Raw genomic sequence first — 25208 nt, 5'->3', positions numbered from 1 at the left:
TAAAAAGCGAGATTAGCTTTAGAAATTGATTATTTTAAATCAAAATTCTTAAGTTGATCTCGCTTATTTTATTAATTATAAGTGATTTTTTAAACAAAATAGTTTGTCAAGTTCATTTAGTGCTTCTTCAAAGCTATAAACAAGAGTTCCGTGTTTTAAAATACCACCTAGAACATAATGGTTCATTGCATAACTTGGAATATCGTATTTGTTTGCTGATTTTAATCGAATATCTGAATTTATAGCGATAATTTTTTTCTTAAGTGCAATTGCAATCCCTAACTCGACCATTACACCACTATCTTCGTTTGTAATATCAGCTAAGAAAATGTCACAGTTTTTAACAGCTTCTGTATCACCATTAAAGATATCTTGGGGTGTAGGTAGAGTTTGTTTGTCTTCATTAAAAGGCTGTTCTATTGGATTAAAAACTGATAATCTTTCTCCAAATTTTTCTTTTAATAATTTTCCTTCTTTTAAACGTTGAGCTACTTCAGCTTCGTTAAATAATGCTCCAGCTAAATAAAGTTTCATAGAATAGTCCTCCTTTGTCTCTAATAAAATTATAATATATAAGTAGATAGTTTTACAACTAAAGTATAAAGAAATTGATAGTGATTATATGTCTTACTAGTTATTTTAGCTGAATTCTATTATAATAATTAATGAAGTAAAGAATATATATGTGAGGAATTTATTGATGAAAAGTGTAGTACTTTGTGAAAAACCATCGGTTGCTCGTGATATCGCGAGGAATCTTGGTGCAAAAAATAATAAAAATGGTTGTCTTGAAGGGGATAAGTATGTAGTTACTTGGGCATTAGGTCATTTAATCACCCTTCAAACTCCTGATAAATATAAGGAATTTAACAATGTAAGTTTAGAGAATTTACCGATGATTCCAAAGTTTATGAAAACAGAAATAATTAAGAAAACTTTTAAACAGTATAAAGTAGTAGAAAATGCTTTGAACAGGAAAGATGTTAATGAAGTTATCATTGCGACTGATGCAGGTCGTGAAGGAGAATTAGTTGCTCGTTATATTATTGATAAGGCGAAATGCAATAAAAATGTAAAAAGACTATGGATTTCTTCTGTAACAGATAAGGCGATTAAAGATGGGTTTAGAAATTTAAAGGACGGAAAAGAATACCTAGGATTATATCATTCAGGTATAGCACGTGCTAATGCGGACTGGTTAGTTGGAATAAATGCATCAAGGGCGTTAACATTAAAGTACAATGCCTCACTTAACTGCGGACGTGTTCAAACACCGACATTGCAGATGGTTTTTGAGAGAGAAGAAAAAATTAAACAGTTTAAACCAAAAGACTATTATACTTTTGAAGCTCAAATCGATGGGGTGAAATTTAGCTGTGGTAACAGTGAGTTTAATTTGGAAAAAGCGGAACAATTTATTAAAAAGAATATTAATAAAGAAATTAAATTTAACGATGTTCAGAAGAAAGCTAAAACTTCATCAGTAAAACCTTTATACAATTTAACTGATATTCAACAAACAGCTAGTGCGCTGTTCGGTATGTCACCGAAACAAACGTTAAATATTGTTCAAAGTCTGTATGAAAGACATAAGGTATTAACATATCCAAGAACGGACAGTAGATATTTAACTAGTGATATGAAGAACACTTTAAAAGATCGTATTCAAGCAATTGGAGGAGATTTTAAAGAAACTATAGCAAAATTACTTAAAGTAAAAGACTATAATACTAAGAAAATTATTAACAATGCAAAAGTTAGTGATCACCACGCTATTATTCCAACTGAGCAAAAACCTAATTACATGTCGATGTCAGATATGGAGACTAAAATATATAATTTAGTAGCGAAGAGGTTTTTAGAGAATTTACTACCTGAGTATAAATACGAAGAAACTACGTATTCGTTTAATATTGAAAATAAAGTATTTTCTGCAAAAGGATTAAAGGTAATTCAAGAGGGATATAAAGAATTAAGTAGAGAAGAATTACAGGACAAAACTATTAACCTTCAAAATAATAATCATAAACTGGAATCATTAGTTTATAATAAAAAACAAACAACACCGCCTAGTTACTATACTGAAGGTACGTTAATTTATGCTATGGAGAATCCATTTGAGTTTGTAGATGATGAGAATGAAAGGAAAATTCTTAAAGAAACTAACGGTATTGGTACTGTGGCAACACGTGCAGATATATTAGAAAAATTATTTACGAATGATTACTTAGTTTTAGATAATGGTCGAATCAAAACTACTAATAAAGCGAAACAACTTCTAAACTTAGTACCTAAAAATCTTAAGAGTCCGTCTTTAACAGCGGTTTGGGAGAAACAATTAGATAATATAGCTAAAAACAAACTTTCAAAAGATAAGTTCTTGAATGATGTAAAAGACTATACTAAATCATGTATTGCAGAAATTAAAGACAGTGAAGATAGATTTAAGCACGATAACATTAGTGGTAAGAAATGTGAAGAGTGTGGTAGTTTCATGCTCGAAGTAGATAAAAAAGGTACAAAGATGCTAAAATGTTCTAGTCCGTCATGTCGTAATCGTAAGGTTATTAGTAGATTAACAAATCTTCGTTGTGATAATTGTCATAAGAAAATGACATTATTCGGTAATGGAGAAAATGCTACTTATCGTTGTCAATGTGGTAATTCTTTGAAACAAAAAGAAGTGGATAAACGAATTAAATCTAGTAAAAAAGATAAAGCGAGTCGTGTAGATATGAAAAAATACATGAAACAAGAGAAATTAGAAAATAATGCATTAGCAGGTTTAGCAGGATTGAAATTAAAATAAGAGAAATATTTAATTTAATAGTTCTAAATATAAAATTATTTGTAGTGTAATATATATTATAATTAAATTTATTAATTAATTATGGCTGATAAATTAACTTTTTTCACTTTAATCTAGTGTTTAAAACGAGTCTATGCTATAATATATATTGAAAAAATTTGTCTGAGAGGTAAATGATGAAATATGTATCAGTGGCTGTAGATGGGCCAGCAGGATCAGGAAAAAGTACAATAACAAAAATGGTAGCAAAATCATTAGGATTCAACTATGTTGATACTGGTGCAATGTATAGAGCTTTAACGTTTAATTTCTTATCTAATGGGTTAGATGAATTAGAAGAAGAAGAAATTAAAGAATTATTGAGTAAAACAGACTTCAAAGTTGAGTATGTCGATGGGGTTCAATATGTTTATGTTAATAATGAGGAAGTAAGTGATAAAATTCGAACTGCAGAAGTATCGAAATTTACTTCATTATTCGCTAAATCTCCAGCGGTGAGAGATTTCTTAATTGATACACAAAGAAATTTAGCTAATACGAATAACATAATTATGGATGGTAGAGATATCGCATCTGTAGTACTTCCTAATGCTGATGTTAAAATTTTCTTAACTGCGTCAGTTGAAGAGAGAGCTAGAAGAAGAGTATTAGATTTCGAACGTCAAGGTATCGAAAATGTAGACTTTGAAAAAGTAAAAGAAGATATTAAAGCGCGTGATTGGCAAGATGAAAATAGAGATATTGCACCGCTTATTAAAGTGGAATCAGCTACACTGATAGATACAACTAGCTTAACTATCAATGAGGTTGTTGAAAAGATGACTGAACTAGTTAAAAGTGTAGAAAAATAGAAATTAGTAGGAGAGTACTATGTATAATTTTATTAGAAAGTTATTAGCACTGTATTATAAAACTTTTTACAAGGTTACTATTGTTAATAAAGAAAAAATAGAAAATGCTAAAGGTGTTGTAATTTCAGGTAATCATTTGAGTAATCATGATCCTTTATTATTCCCTGCATTTTTCGATAAGAAAATTCGCTTCATAGCAAAAGAAGAATTGTTTAAAATTATTTTTGTAAAACAGGCTTTAGAAGCTACTGGAGCAATACCGATTAAACGTGGAACGTTTGATAGAACTGCGATAAATAACAGTATTAAGTTGCTTAGAGAAGGAGAAGTTGTTGGGATTTTCCCTGAAGGAACTCGCTCGCACTCTAAAGAACTAGATTTAGGAGAGTCTCATAATGGAGCTTCATTTATCGCAACTAGAGCAAAAACAAAAATTATCCCATTTGCAATTATACCTAGTAAAAATTTCAGAATTTTTTCTAGTATTAAGATCGTTGTTGGTGATGAGATTGATGCAGCGGCATTAAAAGAAGAAGGTAAGAGTCATGATGAAATTACTGCGATTTTAATGGAGAGCATTTCTGAATTGATTTCAAAGGAGAAATAAAGTGTACGAAAAAACTATAAAATTCAAATTAGAAAAAAAATTCTTCAATCAATCAGGATTTCTAGATAATAAATATGTTTATGATTGGATGAATTTAGCTAAAAAATATTATTTAAATGGTTTAGGTATTGATATTGATTCATTAATAAACTATGATTTATACTATGCTGATATTGATGTTAAGTATTCAATTAGATCAAATATCAGATACAACAGCCAAGATATCTTTATTAAAACATGGATTGAGAAACATAGTGGTATTAAAACTATATTTTCATATGAATTCTATGTGGATGGGGAAGTTGTAATTCTTGCTACAAGTTCACACAATATTCTTGGTACTGATAGTGATAGAGCTATTAGAATTGATCGTAATTTACCGAAATGGGATCAAATCCTTAAAGATGTAGTAGGTAATGAATATACAGAGTAAGTTTTTTAATAAAAATGAGCAGCTAGTAACTATATAATTTATGGTTATTAGTTGTTTATTTTTGATTAGCGTCTAAATTATTACTGTAAAAAAATTAATTATTTTAAATATCAATGATATAACTAGTTTTATTTACAATAGCCACTTTAATTGATAAAATATCTATTTTGTTATATACTTTAAGGTGGTTTAAAATGTATTTATTTTAAAATTAGAAATATTGAAAAAAGAAGAAAGGTAGATAGTATGATATATTTAGATAATTGTGCTACAACTAAACCGTATAAAGAAGTGCTTGATACATTTGTTGAAGTTAACAATTCTTATTTTGGTAACGCTGCTAGTATCAATAAATTTGGGAAAACAACTAATAAACTTCTTTCAGCTGCCAGAGGACAAGTAGCATCTATCTTACAAGTGGCTGAAGATAGTATATTTTTCACATCTTGTGCTACTGAAAGTAATAACATAGCTTTACTTGGGAGTGTAGAACACAAAAAAGATTTTGGTAATAGAATTATTGTTTCGAAAATCGAACATCCTTCAGTTTTAGAATCTTTTAGAGAATTAGAGAGAAGAGGGTTTATATTAGATTATTTAAATGTTGATGAAGATGGAGTAGTTGATTTAAACCATCTAAAATCTTTACTGACAAAAGAGACAATTTTATTAAGTGTAATGCAGATTAATAATGTTTTTGGGACGATTCAACCAATAGAAGAGATTTCAGAAATTTTAAAAGATTATCCTAAGGTTCATTTCCATGTTGATGGAGTACAAGGGGTATTAAAAGATAAACTTGATTTATCAAAAGTTGATAGTTATGCTATTTCAGCACACAAATTTCATGGTATAAAAGGTGTTGGTGTACTGTATTTAAAATCTAGAAGAACAGTTCACAATATTACTTTTGGTGGAGGTCAAGAAGACGGTTTACGTAGTGGAACAGTAAATGTTGCTGCTGCGGCAAGCCTTGCGAAAGCTTTGAGATTATCACAAGAAAAAGTAGAAACTGTAAAAGTAAAACATAAAGAATTTAAGACTATGATTATTGAAGGATTTTCAAAATATAATCATATAGTAATAAACTCTCCGTTAAGTGAAAAGTATATTGATTCAATAATAAATATCAGTTTACCTAAAATTAAAGGAGAAGCAATAGTTAATGCCCTTAATGAAAGGGGGATAATGGTTTCAACTACGAGTGCTTGTTCATCAAAAACTTTTCATCTAAATGAGGCTCTTTTTGTAAGAGGCTTGTCGAGAGAAAATATAGAGGGAAGCATTCGAGTAAGCTTCTCTAATGAGACTACTAAACAAGAAGTTGAAACATTTATTGAAGTATTCATCGATGAATATAATAAAAAATTTAAAGAGGTAATTGAAAGTGGAATTTAGTCATATTATAGTAAGATATGGAGAACTTACATTGAAATCTGGTAACAGAAATGAGTTCTTAAAAAAATTAACAAAAAACATTCGTTACAATCTTCAAGGATTAACAGGTTTCCATGTCCAAACAAAAAGAGATAGAATGTATATTCATTTAGATCATAATGAAGATGTTCAAGAAATTATGGAGAGATTAAAAAAAGTTCCTGGTATTCATAATTTTTCTCCAGTATTAAGAGCTGGATTAGATGTTGAAGAAGCTAAAAAAATTATTGATAGACTTTTAGAAACTAAATTGGATAAAGAATATAAATTTAAAATCCAAACTAAACGACCTAACAAAAACTTCCCATATAATACAAATGAATTAAATAACGTATTTGGAAGTCATGTTCTAATTAATTATAAGAATTTAAAAGTAAATGTTAAACAACCAGATTTTATAATTAATGTAGAGGTTAGAAGTGAAGGAATTTTTATTTTTACTGACTTTATTAAAGGTGTAGGAGGCTTCCCAGTAAATACTTCTTCTAAAGCATTGTTATTATTATCGGGAGGTATTGATTCTCCTGTTGCTGCACATACACTACAAGTAAAAGGTGTGGAAGTTGAGATGATTCACTTCCAATCACCACCATTTACTTCAGCTGAAGCTTTACAAAAGATATTTGATTTAACAATTAAATTAAGTCAAGTTGTTGGTAGAATTAAACTTCATGTTGTAAACTTTACAAAACTACAAACAGAAATTGTAAAACGTGTACCTTCAAACTACACAATGACTTCAACTAGAAGATTTATGTTACGTATAGCTGAGGAAGTAGCAAAAAAAGAAGGATGTTTAGCTATTGCAACAGGTGAATCTCTTGGTCAAGTAGCGTCGCAAACACTTGAGTCTATGAATTGTATTAATGAGGTAACTAATTTACCAGTTTTACGTCCATTATTAACAATGGATAAAGTTGATATAATTAAAATAGCGCAAGAGATTGATACTTTAGAGATTTCTAACTTACCATTTGAAGATTGTTGTACAATCTTTACACCTAAAGCTCCAAAGACTAAGCCTAGATTAGAGAAAATTAAAGGATATGAAGCGCGTGATGATTACTCAGATCTTATCGCTGAAACACTTGATAGTGTAGAAACTTATTTATTTGATAAGAATGGTAGAGTAGTTACTCAAGATATGAGAGAACAAGAAGTTAAAAAAGAAGAAAAAGATGATTTTTCTGGATTACTATAAAATAGAAAGAGAGACAATTAATGGAAAAAAAAGTAATAGTAATAGGTGCAGGTTTAGCAGGAAGTGAAGCTGCTTGGCAACTAGCAAAACGTGGAGTTAAAGTAGATCTTTACGAAATGAGACCTAAAAAAATGACACCTGCACACAAGACTCAAAATTTTGGTGAATTAGTATGTTCTAACTCATTAAGAGCGAACAACGTAACAAATGCAGTTGGTCTTTTAAAAGAAGAGATGAGAATGTTAGATTCAATTATTATTAAATGTGCTGATGCAACACAAGTACCAGCTGGTGGAGCGTTAGCTGTAGATAGAGATAAATTCTCAGAGATGATTACTGAAACTATCAAGAATCACCCAAACATTAATGTAATAGGTGAGGAACTACCAACAATACCTAAAGGTGATATTCCTGTAATTGTTGCAACAGGTCCCCTTACATCAGACGCACTAAGCCAAGATATCAGAAATTATACGAAACAAGATGGATTATACTTCTACGATGCAGCGGCTCCTATTATCGAAAAAGATTCAATCGATATGGAAAAAGTTTATCTTAAATCAAGATATGATAAAGGTGAAGCTGCGTACTTAAATTGTCCGATGACAAAAGAAGAATTCTTTAATTTTTATAATGAATTAATAAATGCGGAAGCAGCGCCATTAAAAGAATTTGAAAAAGAAATATATTTTGAAGGATGTATGCCTTTTGAAGAAATGGCGAAACGTGGAGAAAAAACTTTATTATTTGGACCTATGAAACCAGTAGGTTTAGAAGATCCAAAAACTGATAAACGTCCATATGCTGTTGTACAATTACGTCAAGATAACAGCGAAGGTACTTTATATAATATCGTAGGTTTCCAAACACATCTTAAATGGGGAGAACAAAAGAGAATTATTAACATGATTCCAGGATTAGAAAATGCTAATATTGTACGTTATGGAGTTATGCATAGAAATACATACTTAAATTCTCCACAATTATTAGAAAAAACTTATAGACTAAAAGAGGAGAAAAACATCTATTTTGCTGGTCAAATGACAGGTGTAGAGGGATATGTTGAAAGTGCAGCTTCAGGAATTGTGGCAGCATTAAATGCTCTATACAATACAGAAGATAAAGAAGTTGTATTCCCAACAGAAACTATGATTGGTGCCATGGCAAATTATATTGTAGACAATACAAGTAAAAATTTCCAACCAATGAATGCAAATTTCGGAATTATTAAACCACTTCCAGAAAGAATTAAAGATAAAAAGGAAAAATATGAAAGATATGCTAAAAGATCATTAGAAATGTTAGAAAATTTCAAAATTGATTAAATTAATTTTTAAAAAGTCTTACAATTTATTAAAATTAATGGTATAATAATCAAGGAAGTATTTTGTAAGGAGAAAATTAATGGCAAGTTTATTACAAAAAACAAGAAAAATTAGTACAATTTTACAAGAAGGACGCCATGATAATGTAGACTTTGAGGCTATGGCAATGCGCCTAAGTCCAATTCTAGATTCTGTCGTATATATTCTTGATACTGAAGGTAATATACTTGGATATGATTCTATCGTTGATTATTCTAATGAACGTATGGAGAAAATTATTCAAGATAGAAAAGTGCCGAAAGCATATTTAGATGCAACATTGAAAGTTTATGCGACAAAAGTTAATATTCCATTCAAGGATCCATTATCAATTTTCCCAGAAGAAGAACAGGAGCGCTTTGAGACTAACAGCTATACTGTAATCTTACCAATCAGAGGTGGAGGAGAACGACTAGGAACTTTGGTTATTGGTAGAATGGATAGTGACTTTAAAGATGATGATTTAGTATTAGCTGAATATGCATCTACAGTAGTAGGAATTGAAATTTTACATGAAAAACAGGATAAAGAGAAAAATCTAGCTCGTGATAAAGATATGGTCAATATGGCTCTAAATTCATTATCATTCTCTGAAAAAGAAGCTATAGAACATATCTTTAGAGAATTAGATGGTACTGAAGGTTTACTTATCGCTAGTAAAATTGCAGATAGAGTAGGGATTACTAGATCTGTAATTGTTAATGCGTTAAGAAAACTAGAAAGTGCTGGAATTATTGAATCTAAGTCACTAGGTATGAAAGGAACTTATATTAAAGTTCTAAAGGAGTATTTCTTAGAATTAATGTTTTCTAATGAATTTTAAAAAGTAAAATTGTAAAAAAAGAAAGATCGTTTGTTTACGGTCTTTCTTTTTTCGGTTTACGATAGTTTTTATATTTCTTATGAAAGTTTGTTTAAAAATTTTTCATTGTTAATTATAACTCTTGTATGTGTAGCGTCCCCTATTTTCTTATCTGCTTCGAAAGCTTCTAAAGAAAAAATAATAATCTTTTCTTTGATAATATCTGTTATCTTACCTTGAACTGTAATTTCCTTACCAACTAGAGTAGGAGCTAGGTGATTAATATTGATGTTGCTGCCAACACTACCTAACTCATCTGATAAAAATGTATTTAAGTAATTTTTTGCTGTATTCTCCATGAAAGCAACAAGGCTAGGTGTTGCAAGAACTTCTAAATCACCACTTCCCATAAATTTAGCAGTGTTATTATCTTGAACTAAATAATTTTGTTTGAATTCTTTATTAATTTCTATATTCATAATATTGTCCCTCTGTTATTCATAAAATGTTACTTCGTAGTCTACAAATTCGTTGTTTTTATAGTTGAATTTAGCTGAGAAAAATGGTTTATCTTTGACAAGCCAGTCAAGAAAGATGTAATCTCCTTCCCAAGTTTTTATATTTTGTATCTCTGATTTTTTTACCCATATTAGATCACCTTCGTTGCAATCTTCAGTCAAAGTACCTTTGTAGTCAGTTGCGGTATACACATATGTATACCAATCTTTTTCACCATCAAAATCGGGGAAGGTTATAATTCCTCTTAATTTAGGTTTTATAATATCGAGGTTTGTTTCTTCTTTTACTTCTCTAATAACGCAGTCTTCAGGACTTTCTCCTGGTTCAAATTTTCCGCCGACGCTAATCGTCAAGCCTTCATGAATATCGTTTTCTTTTTTATTTCTTTTTAACATTAAAAAGTTTTCTCCGTCATCAACGTAGCACATGGTTGCTAGAACATTGTTCATTTAATTATCTCCTATATTCAAATAAAAAGTAGGAAGGAGGAAATGAACTCCTCAATGCCTACTTTATAAAATTTCTATGATATTAATTGTTAAAATTTACTTTTCTTCGCGTTTTTTATCGATACCTACTACGTCAAATAAAGCAGCAAAAATTGTAAATAATACAGCTAAAATTGCGCAGTCACGAATTGTATTGATTTCACCATTGCTACCTAAAATAGATGATACGATAAATACTATAACAGCTGCAAATATAAATGACCAAAATAGTGAAATAATATATTTCATTGCTACCACTCCTTAAATAATATCTATATTTCCTATTATACAACTATTCTAATAAACTAGCAAGATTTTTGTTGATATTTTCTACATTTATATATCTTTTAAATTGTAAAAAATAGGTGTAAAATAAAAGTATACTTGATATATTGAAAAATAATGGAAAGTTTAACGAAAACATGTTGATTAAATTACAATATGTTATAGATATAATTTTAAAATGTGTTATAATATATACAAAGTTATGGAGGTTGCTAATGTATCAGAAAATATATATAGACAAAAAAATTAAAAATTTAATTACTGAAAAAATTGAGAAAGTTTTTAGTGATCGTAGTATACCTTTTGAGTTTTTAGAAGATCTGAGTATAAATGATAGAAATTCATTATATATAACTGATAATAAAGAAAGACTTAGTGAGAATTTAATAAATGTATTTATACTAAGAAAAGAATATGATTTTCTAGATGTTAAGAATGCGATATTTATTAGAAATATTGAAGATGTTGTTAATGTATTAAAAAATGATGTTTGGAAAAAGTGGGCTCAGGAGTTACAGTTTTTAGCACAATGTAGTTTAGCCTACAGTAAAGATAAATTTGATAGAGAACGTTCTGAGAGAATTCGTGATATTGCTTGTGAGATGTTATCTTATAAGTATGATTTACCTATCGAAAAAATAAAAATGGACTTTGCTTCTGAAATTGGTTATCAAACTCCTAAGGTTGAGACAAGAGCAGCAATAATTAAAGATGATAAGATATTATTAGTAAAAGAACAGCTTGATGGGAAATGGGCGCTTCCTGGAGGTTATCAAGATGTTAATGTAAGTATTCGAGAAAATGTTATAAAAGAAGCAAGCGAAGAAGCTGGTGCTGTTGTACAGCCATTAAAAGTTGTTGCTGTATTAGATTATAATAGGCATCATCATGTGAACTTTCCACTAGGGATGGTTAAAATATTTGTTTTATGTGAGTATATTAATCATAGTTTTAACGAAAATACAGAAACTTTAGGTGCAGAATTCTATTCACTTGATGATTTACCAGAATTATCATTAACAAGAACTACGAAAAAACAATTAGAGATGTGTTTTGAATGTTATAAAGATCCTCAAAATTGGGATACAATTTTTGATTAGATTATGTAAGGAGCTGATTTATAGAGTATGAATTTACGTGAGACATTAATTAATAAAAATCTTCCTGTTCATGAGCAACTTATTTTTTGCTTATTATTAACAATGGTTGGTGGATTTTTCGATGCATATACTTTTGTTAATTGTGATGGTATATTTGCAAATGCGCAGACAGGGAACTTAATTTTTGTTGGAATAGACTTAATTGAGGGTAACTTTCGAGAGGTTTTACATTACTCAATACCAATCCTATCATTTGTAGTAGGGGTATTAGTAAGTAAGTGTATCGAAACAAAGTATAAAGAGTTATCTATATTTAAACATATTTACATTTTATTACTTATTCAAATTTTTGCTTTATTTGTAATTTTGATTAAGTATAAGTATTTTGGTTTAGATATTAGACCGATTGTAATTTCTTTTATTTGTGCTATTCAATTTGATGGTTTTAGAAAAGTAAATAATTTAGTTTTTGCTAGTGTATTTTGTACTGGGAACTTGCGTTCTATGAGCGAGCATTTATATAAGTTTTTTGTATTGAAAAAGAAAGAGAGTAAAATCCCATTATTAATATACTTTACTCTTATTTCGGTGTTTCTAACAGGGGTAATTTTAGGGGCTGCAATGTCAAAATATTACCTAAATAAAGCAATTTTGTTACCTTTAGTTATCATATGCATTAATCTATTTTTTGTTTCAATTATTTACCACAAGTTTGGAAGAAAAAGAATATAAAATAATAAAATTTCAAGGCGATTTTAGATATCATTTTTTATCATTAAAAAGCGTCTTGAATTTTTTTATATTTAGCTAAAATTTCTTGTAAATGCATTTACATAAAGTTTTATAGATGATATAATCAATATAGAAATAAAAATTAGGGTAATTTTAATACTAAGGGGGTAATTTTATGAACGAGACAGTATTAAAAAATTTCAATGAATATTTACTAAATAGAAAAGAGTTTTCTACAAACACTATTAATTCTTATGATAGGGATTTAAAGAAAATCTTTTTATATTTAGAGGAGAAGGGATATTCAACACAAGACTATTCATGGTTAAATGAAGAATTTATTTCTAGATATATTGATTATTTAAGAGAGAAAGAATATTCTTCTGCAACTCTTTCAAGAACAATCTCTACTGTTCATATTTTTGTAGAGTATTTATGGTTTGAAAAATTTATTCCTAACAGAGTAAATATTGATGTACATATTGATAAAGAAGAACACCAAGATTTAGTAATTTTTACTAGACATGAAATTTCTAAAATTTTGGATGTCAATACGAAAAATTTAATAGGTTATAGGGATAAAGCTATATTTGAATTATCATATTCGATTGGTATTAAACCAACTGAATGTATTAATTTAGAACTTAGAGATGTTAATACAACTATCGGATATTTAAAATATAGAAAAAAAGATGGATATAGAACAATAGCTCTTAATAAAGAATCTGTTGAAGCTATAGAAAAATATATTGTAGAGTTGAAAAAAGAGTATCCAAACATTAAAGATGATAGTAAGTTATTCTTAAATCATGATGGTGAGGGTATTAGTCGCCAAGGTTTTTGGAAAATATTCAAGAAACGTCAGCAAGAATTAGGATTAACTAAAGAATTAAATACTATGAATTTTAGAAATTCTCTAGCTATCCACTTACTTGAAGATAAAGTGCCAGCTGAAGAAGTTCAAGAACTTTTAGGTTTGAAAAATATTCATAGTTTAAAATTATATTTCTCTAGTCTAGAGGGGAATAAATCGAAAAGAATGATAACGAATCATCCAAGAAAAACGATTAATTAAAGGATAAAATAAATGTATAATGTTAACTTAGAGGTTTTTCAAGGTCCACTTGATTTACTTTTGCATTTAATTGAAAAGATGGAAATTGATATTTACAATATACCTATAGCTCGTCTAACAGAGAGTTATTTGGAATATATTAATAATAGTGATGAATTTTCATTAGAAAATGCAGAAGAATATATTGTAATGGCAGCCACATTGCTTCATATAAAAAGTAAAAATTTACTTCCTAAGTTTGAAGACGAAACTATAGAGGATGAAGAAGATTTAGTGCAACAACTTCTTGATTACAAAAACTATAAAGAACTTAGTGAGAAACTTGATAATCTTCAGAAGATCAGAGCTCAATTTTTAGATAAAGAGAGTATGAATATTGAAGAAGAAGGTAGTGTTGAAACTCTAAGAATTCCTTCTTCAAAATTATTACGAGCGATGGAAAATATTCTTAGATCTCTTGAAGATAAAGAAAATGAAGTATCTTTAGTAAGTTATCGAAGAGAAGTGTCTTTCGAACAAGTGAAAGAAGAACTAGTCAATAAGTTTAAAAACAAAAGAAATATGTCTTTTTTTGATTTGATTAAATCATATCCTCAAAAGAACGAGGTTGTTTTAGTGTTTATGGGGATATTAGCGATGATTAAAGATCAAGAGTTGCTATGTGTTGACAATGATAGTGAAATCATTCTAGAATATAAATCAAAGGAAAATTAATATGCTATTAGATGAGATAAAAAAAATAATTGAGGCTTTACTTTTTATGAAAGGTGAAGAAGGGCTTAATATTGAATATTTCTCTACTTTTATGGAAGTCGAGCCTCATGAAGCTGAGAATATGCTTAATATCTTTTGTGAGGAGTACAATAATGCTAATAATTCTTTAATTATTAAGAAATTTGGTACAACTTATAAAATGTTATTAAGAGATGAAATGGCTGAGGTTATTAAGAAAGCTGTTATTTCTAAAAACCTTGTTAAGTTATCTAAAGCTTCTTTAGAAACTTTAGCGATTATTGCATATAATCAACCGATAACAAAAGTTCAAATCGATAAAATAAGGGGTGTAAGTAGTGATTCTATATTACACTCTCTTGTTAGTAAGGAGCTTATTGTTTCTAATAAAACATTAGATACTATTGGTAAACCAAAGTTATATGAAACAACTGATATATTTTTAGATGTTTTTGGATTAGAAAGTTTAGAGCAATTACCAAAATCGGAAATTGTTACTAGTGAAGAAATAAATAAATTTTTACAAAATTAGGAGGATAAGATGGCAGAAAGATTGCAAAAATTAATAGCTGCATCAGGATACACATCAAGAAGAAAGGCTGAACAGCTTATTTTAGATGGAAAAGTAAGTGTTAATGGAGAAGTTGTTAAGGAATTAGGTGTTAAAGCTGAACCAAGTGACATTATTATTGTTGAAGGTGTACGTTTACTAAAAGAGAATAAGAGATATTACTTATTCTACAAACCAGAAAAAGTAATTACTTCAATGTCTGATGAGAAAGATCGTACATGTGTAAAAGACTTTTTTGAAAATGTTAATGAACGTGTAGTACCTGTAGGAAGATTAGACTATGATACGTCAGGTGCACTTATTATGTCTAACGATGGTGAGTTTATTAATTTAATAACACACCCTAAGCACAAGATTAAGAAGACATATGTTGCTAAAATTAATGGTAAATTAGAAGATAATCACCTTAGAATTCTTCGTAACGGGGTGAGAATCGATAATTATAAAACTGCTAAAGCGGAAGTTAATGTTGTTAAAAATAAAAACAAGAGTGGTAATACTTTAGTTAGATTAACAATACATGAAGGGAAAAACCGCCAAGTAAGAAGAATGTTTGAAGCATTAGGTTATGAAGTGATTAAGTTAAAACGTGAATCTATTGAAGATTTAACGTTAGAAGGATTAAAAAAAGGTGAATATAGACCTCTTACTATTCATGAAGTAAAACGACTTATTAATAAGGCTAAGAATGGTGAGAAGTAAATAAGAAATTAGGAAGTGATGTATTGTGTCAGAGAGAATATTAATAATAGATGATGAAGAAAGAATAAGAAAATTATTAATAATGTATCTTGAAAAAGAAGGGTATATTGTCGATGAAGCTAGTAATGGTCATGATGGTTTAGAAAGATTGAAATATATGGACTATTCTTGTGTACTTCTGGATGTCCAATTACCTATGTTAAATGGAAAATCTATTTTATCAGAGCTTAGAAAAACTAAGGCGACACCTGTAATAATTATGTCTGCTCAAGCTGATGAACAGAGTAGGGTTGAAGGATTTGAATTAGGTGCAGATGACTATGTTGTTAAGCCGTTTAGTCCAAGAGAACTTATGTTAAGGATAAATGCGATTCTTCAACGAACGAAACGTAGTGTTTTTTATACTCCAGAACTTTACGCAAAAGATGTTCTTGTATTTCCTGGATTAATAATTGATGTTAATTCACATAAAGTTATTGTTGATGATACTGAAGTATTATTAACACCAAAAGAATTTGATCTTTTATTATTCCTGGCTAAATCACCGGATAAAGCATTTAAACGTAATGAGATTCTACGAGCTGTTTGGGATTATGATTTCTATTCGGATCTAAGAACAGTGGATACGCATATTAAAAGAGTTAGGAAAAAATTTGATAAAATATCTCCGATAGTTGCTCAGATGATTGTAACTGTTTGGGGGATAGGATATAAATTTGATACATCACAAAATAGTCTATAAAAGGAGAATATATGCTAGCATTTTATAGAAATTTAGCAAAGTTAACTAGAACTGCAAGTAAATTAGCAGGAAAAAAGGGAACAGATTTACCAGGTAAGGTATTAAGAAAAGTAAATGATAATGTGCTTACTAAATTAGCTAGTGATTTCGATGAAATTGTTTTTGTAACAGGGACTAATGGAAAAACGACAACATCAAATCTTATAGGTCATACTTTAAGATCTGCTGGTGAAAACTTTATTAATAATTTTGAAGGAGCAAATATGTTAGATGGTATTATCTCAACGTTTGCTATTCAAGGGAGAAATAATACTAAATTAGCCATTATTGAAATTGATGAAGGTTCTATTAAGCGTGTTATGAAATATATTACACCGACAAAATTTGTTATCAATAATTTCTTTAGAGATCAAATTGATAGATTTGGAGAAATTGATACTCTTATTGCAACAATTGGAGAACAACTTGAAGGTAAACAAATCCAGTTAATCTTAAATAGTGATGATCCTTTTGTTACAAGACTTTCTAAGTATGGTGAAGATAATATTTATTTTGGAATTGCAAAGGAAGCATATCAATTTTCTGATTTTGGAATTTCTGAATCTAAATTCTGTCCAAATTGCGGTATGGAGTTGATTTATGATCATGTTCATTATAGTCAACTTGGTTTTTACCATTGTTCTAAATGTGATTTTGAACATCAAAGTGTAAAATATGAAGTAACAAAAGCAACTGTTGAGCCTTTTATTAATATGAGTATTAATAATGGGGAAGTAATTGAGACGAAACTTGCTGGTGATTATAATATTTATAATCTACTTGCTGCTTATTCTCTACTTAAAGAATTAGGGTTATCTGAAGATAAAATTAAAAAAGGTTTAGGAACATATACTCCTACTAATGGACGTATGCAAAGTATAAGTTTTGCAAATGGTTCTACAGTGTTATTAAATCTTGCAAAAAATCCAGCTGGATTAAATGCATCACTAGCTATTGCTAATTCGATTAAGGAAGAAATAAATTACTTATTAGTACTTAATGATAATGGTGCTGATGGAATTGATATATCATGGATATGGGATACAGACTTTGATATATTATTAGGTCAAAATATTAATAATATTGTATGTTCAGGAAAAAGAGCAAAAGAATTAGCATTAAGATTAAAATATTGTGGAGTTAACGCTAATGTTGTAGTGAATGAGGCAATACCAGAAGCTGTAGCTAAACTGAAAAGTTATAATGAAAAGTATGCAATTGCTATTCCGAATTACACAGCTTTAGTAGAAACTCAAAGAGAATTGGAGAAATAATTCTATGGATTTAAAATTATATCACTTTATGCCAGATAAATTAAATTTATATGGAGATATAGGTAATGTTATAGCATTAAAGAAACGTTGTGAATGGCGTGGAATTAACCTTGAGATTGAAAATATAACTTCAACAGATGGTGTGAAATTAACAGATTGCGATATGTTTTTTATTGGGGGAGGATCTGATAGAGAGCAGTGCATAGCGACAGAGCAATTTAGTAAGATTAAAAATGAGTTTAAGTCTGCTATTGAAGATGGTATTCCAGCTCTTACTATTTGTGGAGGTTATCAATTTCTTGGTGAGTATTATAAAACTGTAGATGGTGACAAACTTCCGGGATTAAATATACTAGATTTTTATACAGAATCAAAAAAAGATGCACCGCGTCTTATAGGTAATATACTAGTTGAATCTGAGAAATTTGGTAATATTGTAGGGTTTGAGAATCACGGTGGAAGAACATATCACAATTATGAAACTCTAGGTAATGTTGTGGTTGGATATGGAAATAATGATGAAGATAAAAAAGAAGGGATATTATACAATAATCTGATTGGAACTTATCTTCATGGTCCAATTTTACCTAAGAATCCTAATGTAACAGATTATTTAATCAAAGCTGCATTAGATAACAAATATGGAACTTATGACTTTATAGAATTAAATAATGATATAGAGTTAAATGCCAATAAACACATGGTCGAATTATTAAAAAAATCTGTAAAATAAATAAAAACTAGGTGAATTTATATTTGATTCACCTAGTTTTATTTTTAAAATTGTTGGATACATTCTTTGAATTTAGTTATTAATTCAGGAATTAATTCTTTATCTAAGCATGAGAAAGCTATTCTTATATGCTCGTTATCCATAGAATATACCCCATACTTGTATTCGTTTAAGAATTTTAGTCTAAATTCATGAGCGTTAATTGTGTTTGGTAATTTAATAGTGAAGAAATAGCCAGAGTTGAAAGGTAAAACTGTGACTAAAGTATCTATTTGTTCTTTAGCGATAGCTGATTTTAGTTCGTTGTATCTGTCTTCGATAATACTATCATTTTCTTCTTTTTCTTTAATTGATTCTTCGTTATCTAATAATCTTATTGCGATTTGTTGAGATAAGTTTGAAGGAGAAGATGTAGTACTTCTTAAATATCCTTGTGTTTTTTCTTGAAGTTTTAGTCGTAATGAGTCATCCTTTGTGTAATATGTGATGAAGCCTACACGTAATCCCCAACTATAATATTCTTTAGTGATTCCATCTAATTTAACTATTAAGCAGTTTGAATTCTCTGCAAGTTTATACGTAGCACTAAGAGTAGGAGTTTTGTGATTATTCTCGAAAAATAGTCCGAAGTATGCATCATCAGAAACGATAATAAGTTGTTTATTTGGATGCTCTTTAGCGAAAATATTAATTACTTCGACTAATTGAATTAATTCATTATCAGATGGTGTGTATCCTGTCGGATTATTTGGAAAGTTTAATATTAAAGAAATTTTATCTTCTTTTATAGCATAAAGTGTATTTTTGAAATTATTAATACTAAATTTATTATTTTCATCAAATTGATTGTATTTATAGATGTTATTACCTAACTTAATAGTGTATATTTGAGCATAGTTTTGCCAAAACAGATTTGGTAAAAGTAGAGCATCTCCTGCTTCACTAAATAAGTTTGCCGCAATATCAATACCTTGCGTAATACCTGTAGTTACCATTGGTAAAGATAAATATTCATCATTAATTTTTGGATTATCTTTTAAGATTTTTTCTTTCCATAATTCTCTCATTTTAGGTAATCCTGGTGTTGGAGAATATGGTAAATATTCTGAATTATTAATTTCTGTTATTACTTTATTAATTGACGGTAATGCCATCGCTTTTTTATTTGCTGTAGCAATACCGATAGTAGCATTTATTGCTCCTGGAACAACTGCTGTTTCTTTCGATTGAATTAGTACGTCTTGAGGTAAAATAATATTTTCACCTAATTTTGAAAAAAATGACATAGTATTCCTCCTATTTCGTATATAAATTAATTATACCACTAATATCTGATTACTAAAAGATTTTAACAAGAGTATTTTTATAATCGTAGCTAAAATTTGTTATTTGTGTTAGGATAGTAATATCTGATTAAAGTAGGAGAATTTGAATGAAAAGTGTAGCTTTATTAAAAAATAAAGGTGTAATGAATTTTACTCCGATATTCTTATTAATTATTGCATATTCATTTATGCAAGGAATACTCTTTGAATATGTCTTTAAAAGTCTAGTTGGTTATAATATTATATCTGTTTTATGTTCGTATATATTTTCAGCGGGTATTTTATTATTTTTTGTTAAGTATTTTGAAAACACAACGTATGATTATTTTGGTTTTAGTAAAGAAAATAATTTAGTAGCTATTAAAGCAGGTTTTGGATTAGCTATATTTAGTGTTGTGGGAGTAGTAGCTATTTTATTGATATCGAATAATATATCGCTAACATTATCTAATGATTTTAAAATTAGTACAATAATTATACTTATTATATTAGTTTTAATCCAAGGTTTTCTAGAAGAGATTGTTTTTAGAGGTTATTTGATGACTAGATTAGCAGCAAAAAAAGGGAAATGGGTAGCAATTATATTGAGTTCACTATTTTACCTAGTATTCCGTATGTCTAATCCGATTACATCAAAACTAGATTTAATAAATATATTTTTAATATCAATTGTCATGTCATTATTATATTGGTATTTTGATAATATTTTAGTTATTGCAATTTTTCATGCTTTTTGGAATTGTATTTCAGGTGTGATACTTGGATTTAATATAAGTGGCATTAGAGTATCGGATTCACTATTTGCTGTTAAGGCAATTAGTGATAAACAAATACTAATCGGAGGAAGTTATGGAATAGAAGGTAGTATTATTGCTACAGTTTTCTTTGCTATTTTAGGACTTTTAGTGTATATGGGCTTATATCTAAAAATGTTTAGAAGAATAGCAAAAAATAAATAGAAATTGAATAAGATATAAAATTTTAAGATTTAAATTTTATATCTTATTTTTTATTTGGAAAAAATATAAATAGATATGTTAAATTGTGCTCTAATAGCACTTATATTAATTATTATATAGTATTATTTGCTAGTAAATATAGTTAGAATATGTTATAATAATGTGTATCTTTTTGGGCTTTATATCGATTTGATAATAAGAAGATAATAAGATATAAAAAAAGTTCAATAATGTGAGGTGTAATTATGGTTAAAAATAAAGATGAAGTAAGATGTTCTTTTTGTGGAAAAAATACTAACGAAGTTTTTAAAATGATTGCTGGGAATGACGTATTTATTTGTGATGAGTGCGTTGATTTATGCTCAGATATAATCGAAGAAGAAATTGACTATAGAAATGCGAAAAATAAACCAGTATTTAAGTTATTAGAACCTCAAAAAATCATGGAACATTTAAATGAGTATGTAATTAGTCAGGATAAAGCTAAAAAATCTGTAGCTGTAGCTGTTTATAATCATTATAAAAGAATTATAGCTAAAGAAAATAATGATATTGAATTACAAAAGAGTAATATTGCTTTAATAGGTAGCACAGGATCTGGGAAAACATTAATTGCTCAAACATTAGCGAAGATGCTTGATGTACCTTTTGCGATTTCTGATGCAACTACATTAACAGAAGCAGGATATGTAGGTGAAGATGTTGAGAATATTCTTCTTCGACTTATTCAAAGTGCAGATTATGATATAGAAAGAGCAGAAAAAGGTATTATCTATATCGATGAAATTGATAAAATCGCTAAAAAAGGTGAGAATGTTTCGATTACACGTGATGTTTCTGGGGAAGGGGTTCAACAAGCTCTTCTTAAAATTTTAGAAGGTACTGTCGCTAGTGTTCCGCCACAAGGTGGAAGAAAACACCCTGGTGAAGAAATGATAAAAATAAATACGAAGAATATACTATTTATTATTGGTGGTGCATTCTCAGGTATTGAAGAAATTATTAAACGTCGTCTTGGAGAAAAAGTTATTGGTTTTTCTAAGAGTGATGAGTTAAATGATAATGAGGATATCATTTCTAAAGTAAAACACGAAGATCTTGTTAAGTTTGGTATGATTCCAGAGTTTATAGGTCGTATCCCAGTGGTTTGTTACCTTGAGGAACTAGATGAGAAGGATTTAGTTAGGGTACTAACAGAGCCTAAGAATTCGGTAGTTAAACAATATGAATATTTATTTGAACTTGATGGAGTAAAACTAGTATTTGAAAAAGAAGCATTAGAAGAAATTGCTAAAGAATCGATTAAGAGAAAAACAGGAGCTCGAGGCTTACGTTCTATTATCGAAGAGTTACTTTTAGATGTAATGTTTGAAATTCCAAGTAAAAAAGATATTAAAACTTGCACGGTAACACGTGATAATGTAATTAATAAAACAAAACCAATTTTAAAATAAATAGGTTAGAGAGGAGTTCGTTTTGACAAAATATTATTTATTAGAGAATAGAGATTTATTCTTTCCGTCTAATACTTATACAATAGATGTAACGGACAAAAAATTTTTAAAAACGATAAAAACTGTAAAAAAAGATAAAATTCCAGTTTTTGTAACGTATAAGAGAAAACCAATTGATAGTTATGATGATTCATTTTCTGAAGAGGATGTATTTGATAGTAATGGGTTCAATGTTTTCTTTGGTACTTATGGTCAACTTACAATTGACAAAAAGAATAAAAAGTATGAATATCATTGCTACGGTATAGCTGAGGTTAAAAGTGGTGTTTATAACAATAATATTGTAGAAAATTTAGATATTAATATAAGAGAAATTGTAGATAATGGATTTGATAAAGCCGGATTATTAAATAGCATTAAAACAAAATTTGAAAGTTATTTAAAGAGAGAGAACTTTGATATAGACTATTATAAAACTGATGATTTGGAGAAATTTATAAATAAAAATATTAAATTTTTCCCAATCGATAAAATGCTTAAACAAAGAGTGTTGTTTCTACTAGATTTAGAGAAAAAAGCAATCTTCTTAAACAGAAGTCTAGAAGCATTCTTAGTTGGTAATAGTTTTAAACGAGAAATCGATGAAAAAGTTCGTGCAAATATCGATAATCAGCAGAAAGAATACTTTTTACGCGAGCAGATGAAAGTAGTTCAGGATGAACTAAGACAAATTTCACCTGAGGATGATGATATTGAAAAACTTCGTCAGGCGATTAATGAAATCGAATTATCTGAAGAAGATAAAGCAGTATTATTAAAAGAAGTAGATCGTTTAGAAAAGACACCAGTTATGAGTCCAGAACATTCGATTATAAGAACATATCTTGACACCGTGGTTGCTTTACCGTGGAATACTTTAACAGCAGATGAAATCGATATAAAAAATGCAGAAAAAATTCTTAATGAGGATCACTATGGACTAGAGAAAATTAAAGAAAGAATATTAGAGTTCTTGGCTGTTAAGAAGTTACGTGATGATATGAAGTCACCAATATTATGTTTATCTGGACCTCCAGGTGTAGGTAAGAGTTCTTTAGCTAAATCTATAGCCGCTTCTATGGGAAGGAGTTTTGTACGTATCTCTTTAGGAGGAGTTCATGATGAAGCTGAAATTCGTGGTCATAGAAGAACATATCTAGGTGCATTACCAGGTAAGATTATTCAGTCGCTGAAAAAAATTAAAACTAAGAACCCTGTAATACTATTAGATGAAATTGATAAAATGGCTTCTGATATTAAAGGAGATCCAGCAGCTGCGATGCTAGAAGTAATTGATCCTGCTCAAAATAATGAATTCGTGGATCATTATTTAGATATTCCATTTGATTTATCAAAAGTATTATTTATTGCTACAGCTAATAATTTAAGTTTGATACCTGCTCCACTAAGAGACAGAATGGAAGTTATCGAACTAGAATCATATACAATTAAAGAAAAAGAAAATATTGCTGCTAAATATTTAATTCCACGTCAAACTAAAGAAAACGGTCTAAAAAAAGGACAAATCACTTTTAGTAAACAAGCTATTAATAAAATAATTAATGGTTATACGTATGAAGCGGGAGTAAGGAATTTAGAGCGAGTTTTCGGGGCTATCTGTAGAAAAGCTGCTTTAAAAGTTCTTCAAGGTGAAGAAAAAATTAAAGTTGGAGTTAATAATCTAGAGGATTTTGCTGGTCCTGAAAAATATAGTGCTAAAGATAAGAATGTAAAACCTGAGATTGGTTTAGTTAACGGATTAGCGTATACAGTAGTTGGTGGAGATACATTAGAGATTGAAACGAGTATCTCGAAAGGTACAGGTAAAATTATCCTAACAGGTAAACTAGGTGATGTAATGAAAGAATCAGCTCAAATGGCTATTTCATTCTTACGCTCTAATGCAGAAAAATTAGGAATTGAAGGTGTTAATTTCTCAGAAATTGATATACATCTACATGTACCGGAAGGAGCAGTTCCTAAAGATGGTCCATCAGCGGGTATTACGATTACTACTTCAGTATATTCAGCTTTAACTAAAAAGCCAGTTGATAACAATATTGCAATGACTGGAGAAATGACTCTACATGGTAAAGTGTTGCCAATCGGTGGAGTTAAAGAGAAAATCTTAAGTTCTGAGAAAATGAATATAAATACTATTATTATTCCAACTAAGAACAAAAAAGATTTAATTGATATACCTGAAGAAGTTCTTGAAAAATTAACTATTCACACAGTAGACAATATTCAAGAAGTGTTTAAAATAGTATTTGGAGAATAATAATGAAGAAGTTAAATACACATAATGTAGATTTACTTATAAGTGCCGTATCAAAAAAACAATATCCAGAGCATGAAAAACCAGAAGTTGCGATGTGTGGTCGTTCAAACGTTGGGAAATCATCTTTTATTAATACAATTTTAGAGAGAAAAAACTATGCTCGTGTTTCATCTAAACCAGGGAAAACTCGTACACTAAACTTTTTTGATGTAGATGATCAAGTAGTCCTAGTAGACGTACCGGGATATGGATATGCAAAATTATCAAAACCTGAAAAAGAAAAATTATATGATATGATTGTTGAGTATTTTACTAATAGTGAAAATCTTGGATTTGTATTACACTTAATTGATAGTAGACATAAGCCTTCTCAAGATGATATTGAGATGAATGAATTTTTAAATTACTACGAGATTCCATTCGTTATAGTTATGACAAAAATTGATAAAATATCAAAAAATGAATTGGCTAAAAATACAGGGATTATAAAACGAGAATTAGACCTAACGAACAATATGGCGATTATTCCATTTTCTTCGGTTACTAAAATAGGTAAAGATCAAGTACTTAATGAAATTGCTAAAGTATTAGAAGATTAAAAATTGAAATAGAGGTGAGAGGTGACTTAAAATTCGTGATTTCGGGGAAATCAAT

Annotated in this window: 26 protein-coding genes; 21 read left to right on the top strand and 5 right to left on the bottom strand. The window is 29.0% G+C overall.

From position 1 onward, the window contains the following. Positions 1 to 75 precede the first annotated feature (75 nt). Positions 76 to 534, bottom strand: a complete 459-nt coding sequence (locus GEMHA0001_RS08375) for a nucleoside 2-deoxyribosyltransferase (RefSeq protein WP_003145151.1) — start codon at positions 532 to 534, stop codon at positions 76 to 78. A 166-nt stretch (positions 535 to 700) separates the two neighbouring features. Between GEMHA0001_RS08375 and GEMHA0001_RS08370 the strand changes: the two genes are divergently transcribed. From GEMHA0001_RS08370 to codY, 8 genes are all read left to right on the top strand, one after another. Further along, complete coding sequence (locus GEMHA0001_RS08370; RefSeq protein ID WP_003144959.1) at positions 701 to 2809, top strand: DNA topoisomerase III; 2109 nt, start codon at positions 701 to 703, stop codon at positions 2807 to 2809. A 176-nt stretch (positions 2810 to 2985) separates the two neighbouring features. After that, positions 2986 to 3660, top strand: coding sequence for a (d)CMP kinase (gene cmk, locus GEMHA0001_RS08365; RefSeq protein ID WP_003145283.1), 675 nt, complete (start codon positions 2986 to 2988; stop codon positions 3658 to 3660). Between the two features lie 19 nt (positions 3661 to 3679). After that, positions 3680 to 4267, top strand: a complete 588-nt coding sequence (locus tag GEMHA0001_RS08360) for a lysophospholipid acyltransferase family protein (RefSeq protein WP_003145619.1) — start codon at positions 3680 to 3682, stop codon at positions 4265 to 4267. Position 4268: 1 nt separating this feature from the next. Further along, a complete protein-coding gene (locus tag GEMHA0001_RS08355) occupies positions 4269 to 4700 on the top strand; it encodes an acyl-CoA thioesterase (protein ID WP_003144930.1) in 432 nt (143 codons plus the stop codon). A 246-nt stretch (positions 4701 to 4946) separates the two neighbouring features. Then, on the top strand, positions 4947 to 6098 hold the full coding sequence (locus GEMHA0001_RS08350; protein ID WP_003145092.1) for a cysteine desulfurase family protein: 1152 nt from the start codon (positions 4947 to 4949) through the stop codon (positions 6096 to 6098). Then, positions 6088 to 7338: a tRNA uracil 4-sulfurtransferase ThiI gene (gene thiI, locus GEMHA0001_RS08345; protein WP_003145286.1), complete on the top strand. Its 1251-nt coding sequence runs from the start codon at positions 6088 to 6090 to the stop codon at positions 7336 to 7338. Before GEMHA0001_RS08350 ends, thiI begins: the two co-directional genes overlap by 11 nt. Positions 7339 to 7358: 20 nt before the next feature. Next, positions 7359 to 8663, top strand: coding sequence for an FADH(2)-oxidizing methylenetetrahydrofolate--tRNA-(uracil(54)-C(5))-methyltransferase TrmFO (trmFO, locus tag GEMHA0001_RS08340; RefSeq protein WP_003145377.1), 1305 nt, complete (start codon positions 7359 to 7361; stop codon positions 8661 to 8663). A 79-nt stretch (positions 8664 to 8742) separates the two neighbouring features. Beyond that, the gene (gene codY, locus GEMHA0001_RS08335) at positions 8743 to 9525 is read left to right on the top strand and encodes a GTP-sensing pleiotropic transcriptional regulator CodY (protein WP_003145415.1); all 783 of its coding nucleotides are present in this window, start codon (positions 8743 to 8745) and stop codon (positions 9523 to 9525) included. Positions 9526 to 9602: 77 nt separating this feature from the next. Here the strand turns inward: codY and GEMHA0001_RS08330 are convergent, their stop codons facing one another. From GEMHA0001_RS08330 to GEMHA0001_RS08320, 3 genes are all read right to left on the bottom strand, one after another. Next, positions 9603 to 9983, bottom strand: coding sequence for a thioesterase family protein (locus GEMHA0001_RS08330; RefSeq protein WP_003145007.1), 381 nt, complete (start codon positions 9981 to 9983; stop codon positions 9603 to 9605). Positions 9984 to 9998: 15 nt separating this feature from the next. Next, on the bottom strand, positions 9999 to 10472 hold the full coding sequence (locus tag GEMHA0001_RS08325; RefSeq protein WP_003145525.1) for an NUDIX hydrolase: 474 nt from the start codon (positions 10470 to 10472) through the stop codon (positions 9999 to 10001). A 96-nt stretch (positions 10473 to 10568) separates the two neighbouring features. Next, entirely contained in the window at positions 10569 to 10760 is a 192-nt protein-coding gene (locus tag GEMHA0001_RS08320; protein WP_003145179.1) for a DUF2929 family protein, read from the bottom strand. Positions 10761 to 11011: 251 nt separating this feature from the next. On the opposite strand from GEMHA0001_RS08320, the gene GEMHA0001_RS08315 reads away from it, so the two are divergent. The 9 genes from GEMHA0001_RS08315 (at position 11012) to GEMHA0001_RS08275 (ending at position 18496) form a co-directional block, all read left to right on the top strand. Beyond that, positions 11012 to 11896 (top strand): NUDIX hydrolase, encoded by an 885-nt coding sequence (locus GEMHA0001_RS08315; RefSeq protein ID WP_003145520.1) that lies wholly within the window; start codon positions 11012 to 11014, stop codon positions 11894 to 11896. Between the two features lie 27 nt (positions 11897 to 11923). Next, positions 11924 to 12628, top strand: coding sequence for a YoaK family protein (locus GEMHA0001_RS08310; protein ID WP_003145393.1), 705 nt, complete (start codon positions 11924 to 11926; stop codon positions 12626 to 12628). Between the two features lie 175 nt (positions 12629 to 12803). Continuing rightward, positions 12804 to 13703: a tyrosine-type recombinase/integrase gene (locus GEMHA0001_RS08305; protein ID WP_003145731.1), complete on the top strand. Its 900-nt coding sequence runs from the start codon at positions 12804 to 12806 to the stop codon at positions 13701 to 13703. Positions 13704 to 13715: 12 nt separating this feature from the next. Continuing rightward, positions 13716 to 14417 (top strand): segregation and condensation protein A, encoded by a 702-nt coding sequence (locus GEMHA0001_RS08300; RefSeq protein ID WP_003144949.1) that lies wholly within the window; start codon positions 13716 to 13718, stop codon positions 14415 to 14417. Between the two features lies 1 nt (position 14418). Next, positions 14419 to 14967, top strand: a complete 549-nt coding sequence (scpB, locus tag GEMHA0001_RS08295) for an SMC-Scp complex subunit ScpB (protein ID WP_003145046.1) — start codon at positions 14419 to 14421, stop codon at positions 14965 to 14967. A gap of 9 nt (positions 14968 to 14976) precedes the next feature. Beyond that, on the top strand, positions 14977 to 15708 hold the full coding sequence (locus tag GEMHA0001_RS08290) for a pseudouridine synthase (protein ID WP_003145079.1): 732 nt from the start codon (positions 14977 to 14979) through the stop codon (positions 15706 to 15708). A gap of 25 nt (positions 15709 to 15733) precedes the next feature. Next, positions 15734 to 16450, top strand: a complete 717-nt coding sequence (locus GEMHA0001_RS08285; RefSeq protein WP_003145211.1) for a response regulator transcription factor — start codon at positions 15734 to 15736, stop codon at positions 16448 to 16450. Between the two features lie 11 nt (positions 16451 to 16461). Continuing rightward, positions 16462 to 17763, top strand: a complete 1302-nt coding sequence (locus tag GEMHA0001_RS08280; RefSeq protein WP_003145412.1) for a MurT ligase domain-containing protein — start codon at positions 16462 to 16464, stop codon at positions 17761 to 17763. A gap of 4 nt (positions 17764 to 17767) precedes the next feature. After that, entirely contained in the window at positions 17768 to 18496 is a 729-nt protein-coding gene (locus tag GEMHA0001_RS08275; protein ID WP_003145098.1) for a type 1 glutamine amidotransferase, read from the top strand. A 44-nt stretch (positions 18497 to 18540) separates the two neighbouring features. Here GEMHA0001_RS08275 and GEMHA0001_RS08270 read toward each other — a convergent pair whose 3' ends face one another. Continuing rightward, positions 18541 to 19782 carry an aminotransferase class I/II-fold pyridoxal phosphate-dependent enzyme gene (locus GEMHA0001_RS08270; RefSeq protein ID WP_003145669.1) on the bottom strand — a complete coding sequence of 414 codons (1242 nt, stop codon included), beginning with the start codon at positions 19780 to 19782 and terminating at the stop codon, positions 18541 to 18543. 146 nt (positions 19783 to 19928) lie between these two features. Here GEMHA0001_RS08270 and GEMHA0001_RS08265 point away from each other — a divergent pair, with 146 nt between their 5' ends. The 4 genes from GEMHA0001_RS08265 (at position 19929) to yihA (ending at position 25153) form a co-directional block, all read left to right on the top strand. Further along, entirely contained in the window at positions 19929 to 20780 is an 852-nt protein-coding gene (locus GEMHA0001_RS08265; protein WP_003145017.1) for a CPBP family intramembrane glutamic endopeptidase, read from the top strand. 245 nt (positions 20781 to 21025) lie between these two features. Further along, complete coding sequence (gene clpX, locus GEMHA0001_RS08260; RefSeq protein WP_003145262.1) at positions 21026 to 22234, top strand: ATP-dependent Clp protease ATP-binding subunit ClpX; 1209 nt, start codon at positions 21026 to 21028, stop codon at positions 22232 to 22234. A 22-nt stretch (positions 22235 to 22256) separates the two neighbouring features. Continuing rightward, entirely contained in the window at positions 22257 to 24554 is a 2298-nt protein-coding gene (gene lon, locus GEMHA0001_RS08255) for an endopeptidase La (protein WP_003145138.1), read from the top strand. A 2-nt stretch (positions 24555 to 24556) separates the two neighbouring features. Further along, positions 24557 to 25153, top strand: coding sequence for a ribosome biogenesis GTP-binding protein YihA/YsxC (yihA, locus tag GEMHA0001_RS08250; RefSeq protein ID WP_003145454.1), 597 nt, complete (start codon positions 24557 to 24559; stop codon positions 25151 to 25153). Positions 25154 to 25208: the final 55 nt, after the last annotated feature.

The organism is Gemella haemolysans ATCC 10379 (genome assembly GCF_000173915.1).
Lineage (GTDB): Bacteria > Bacillota > Bacilli > Staphylococcales > Gemellaceae > Gemella > Gemella haemolysans.
The sequence above is the reverse complement of the archived record's forward strand: the minus strand, read 5'-3'. Positions and strand labels throughout refer to the sequence as shown.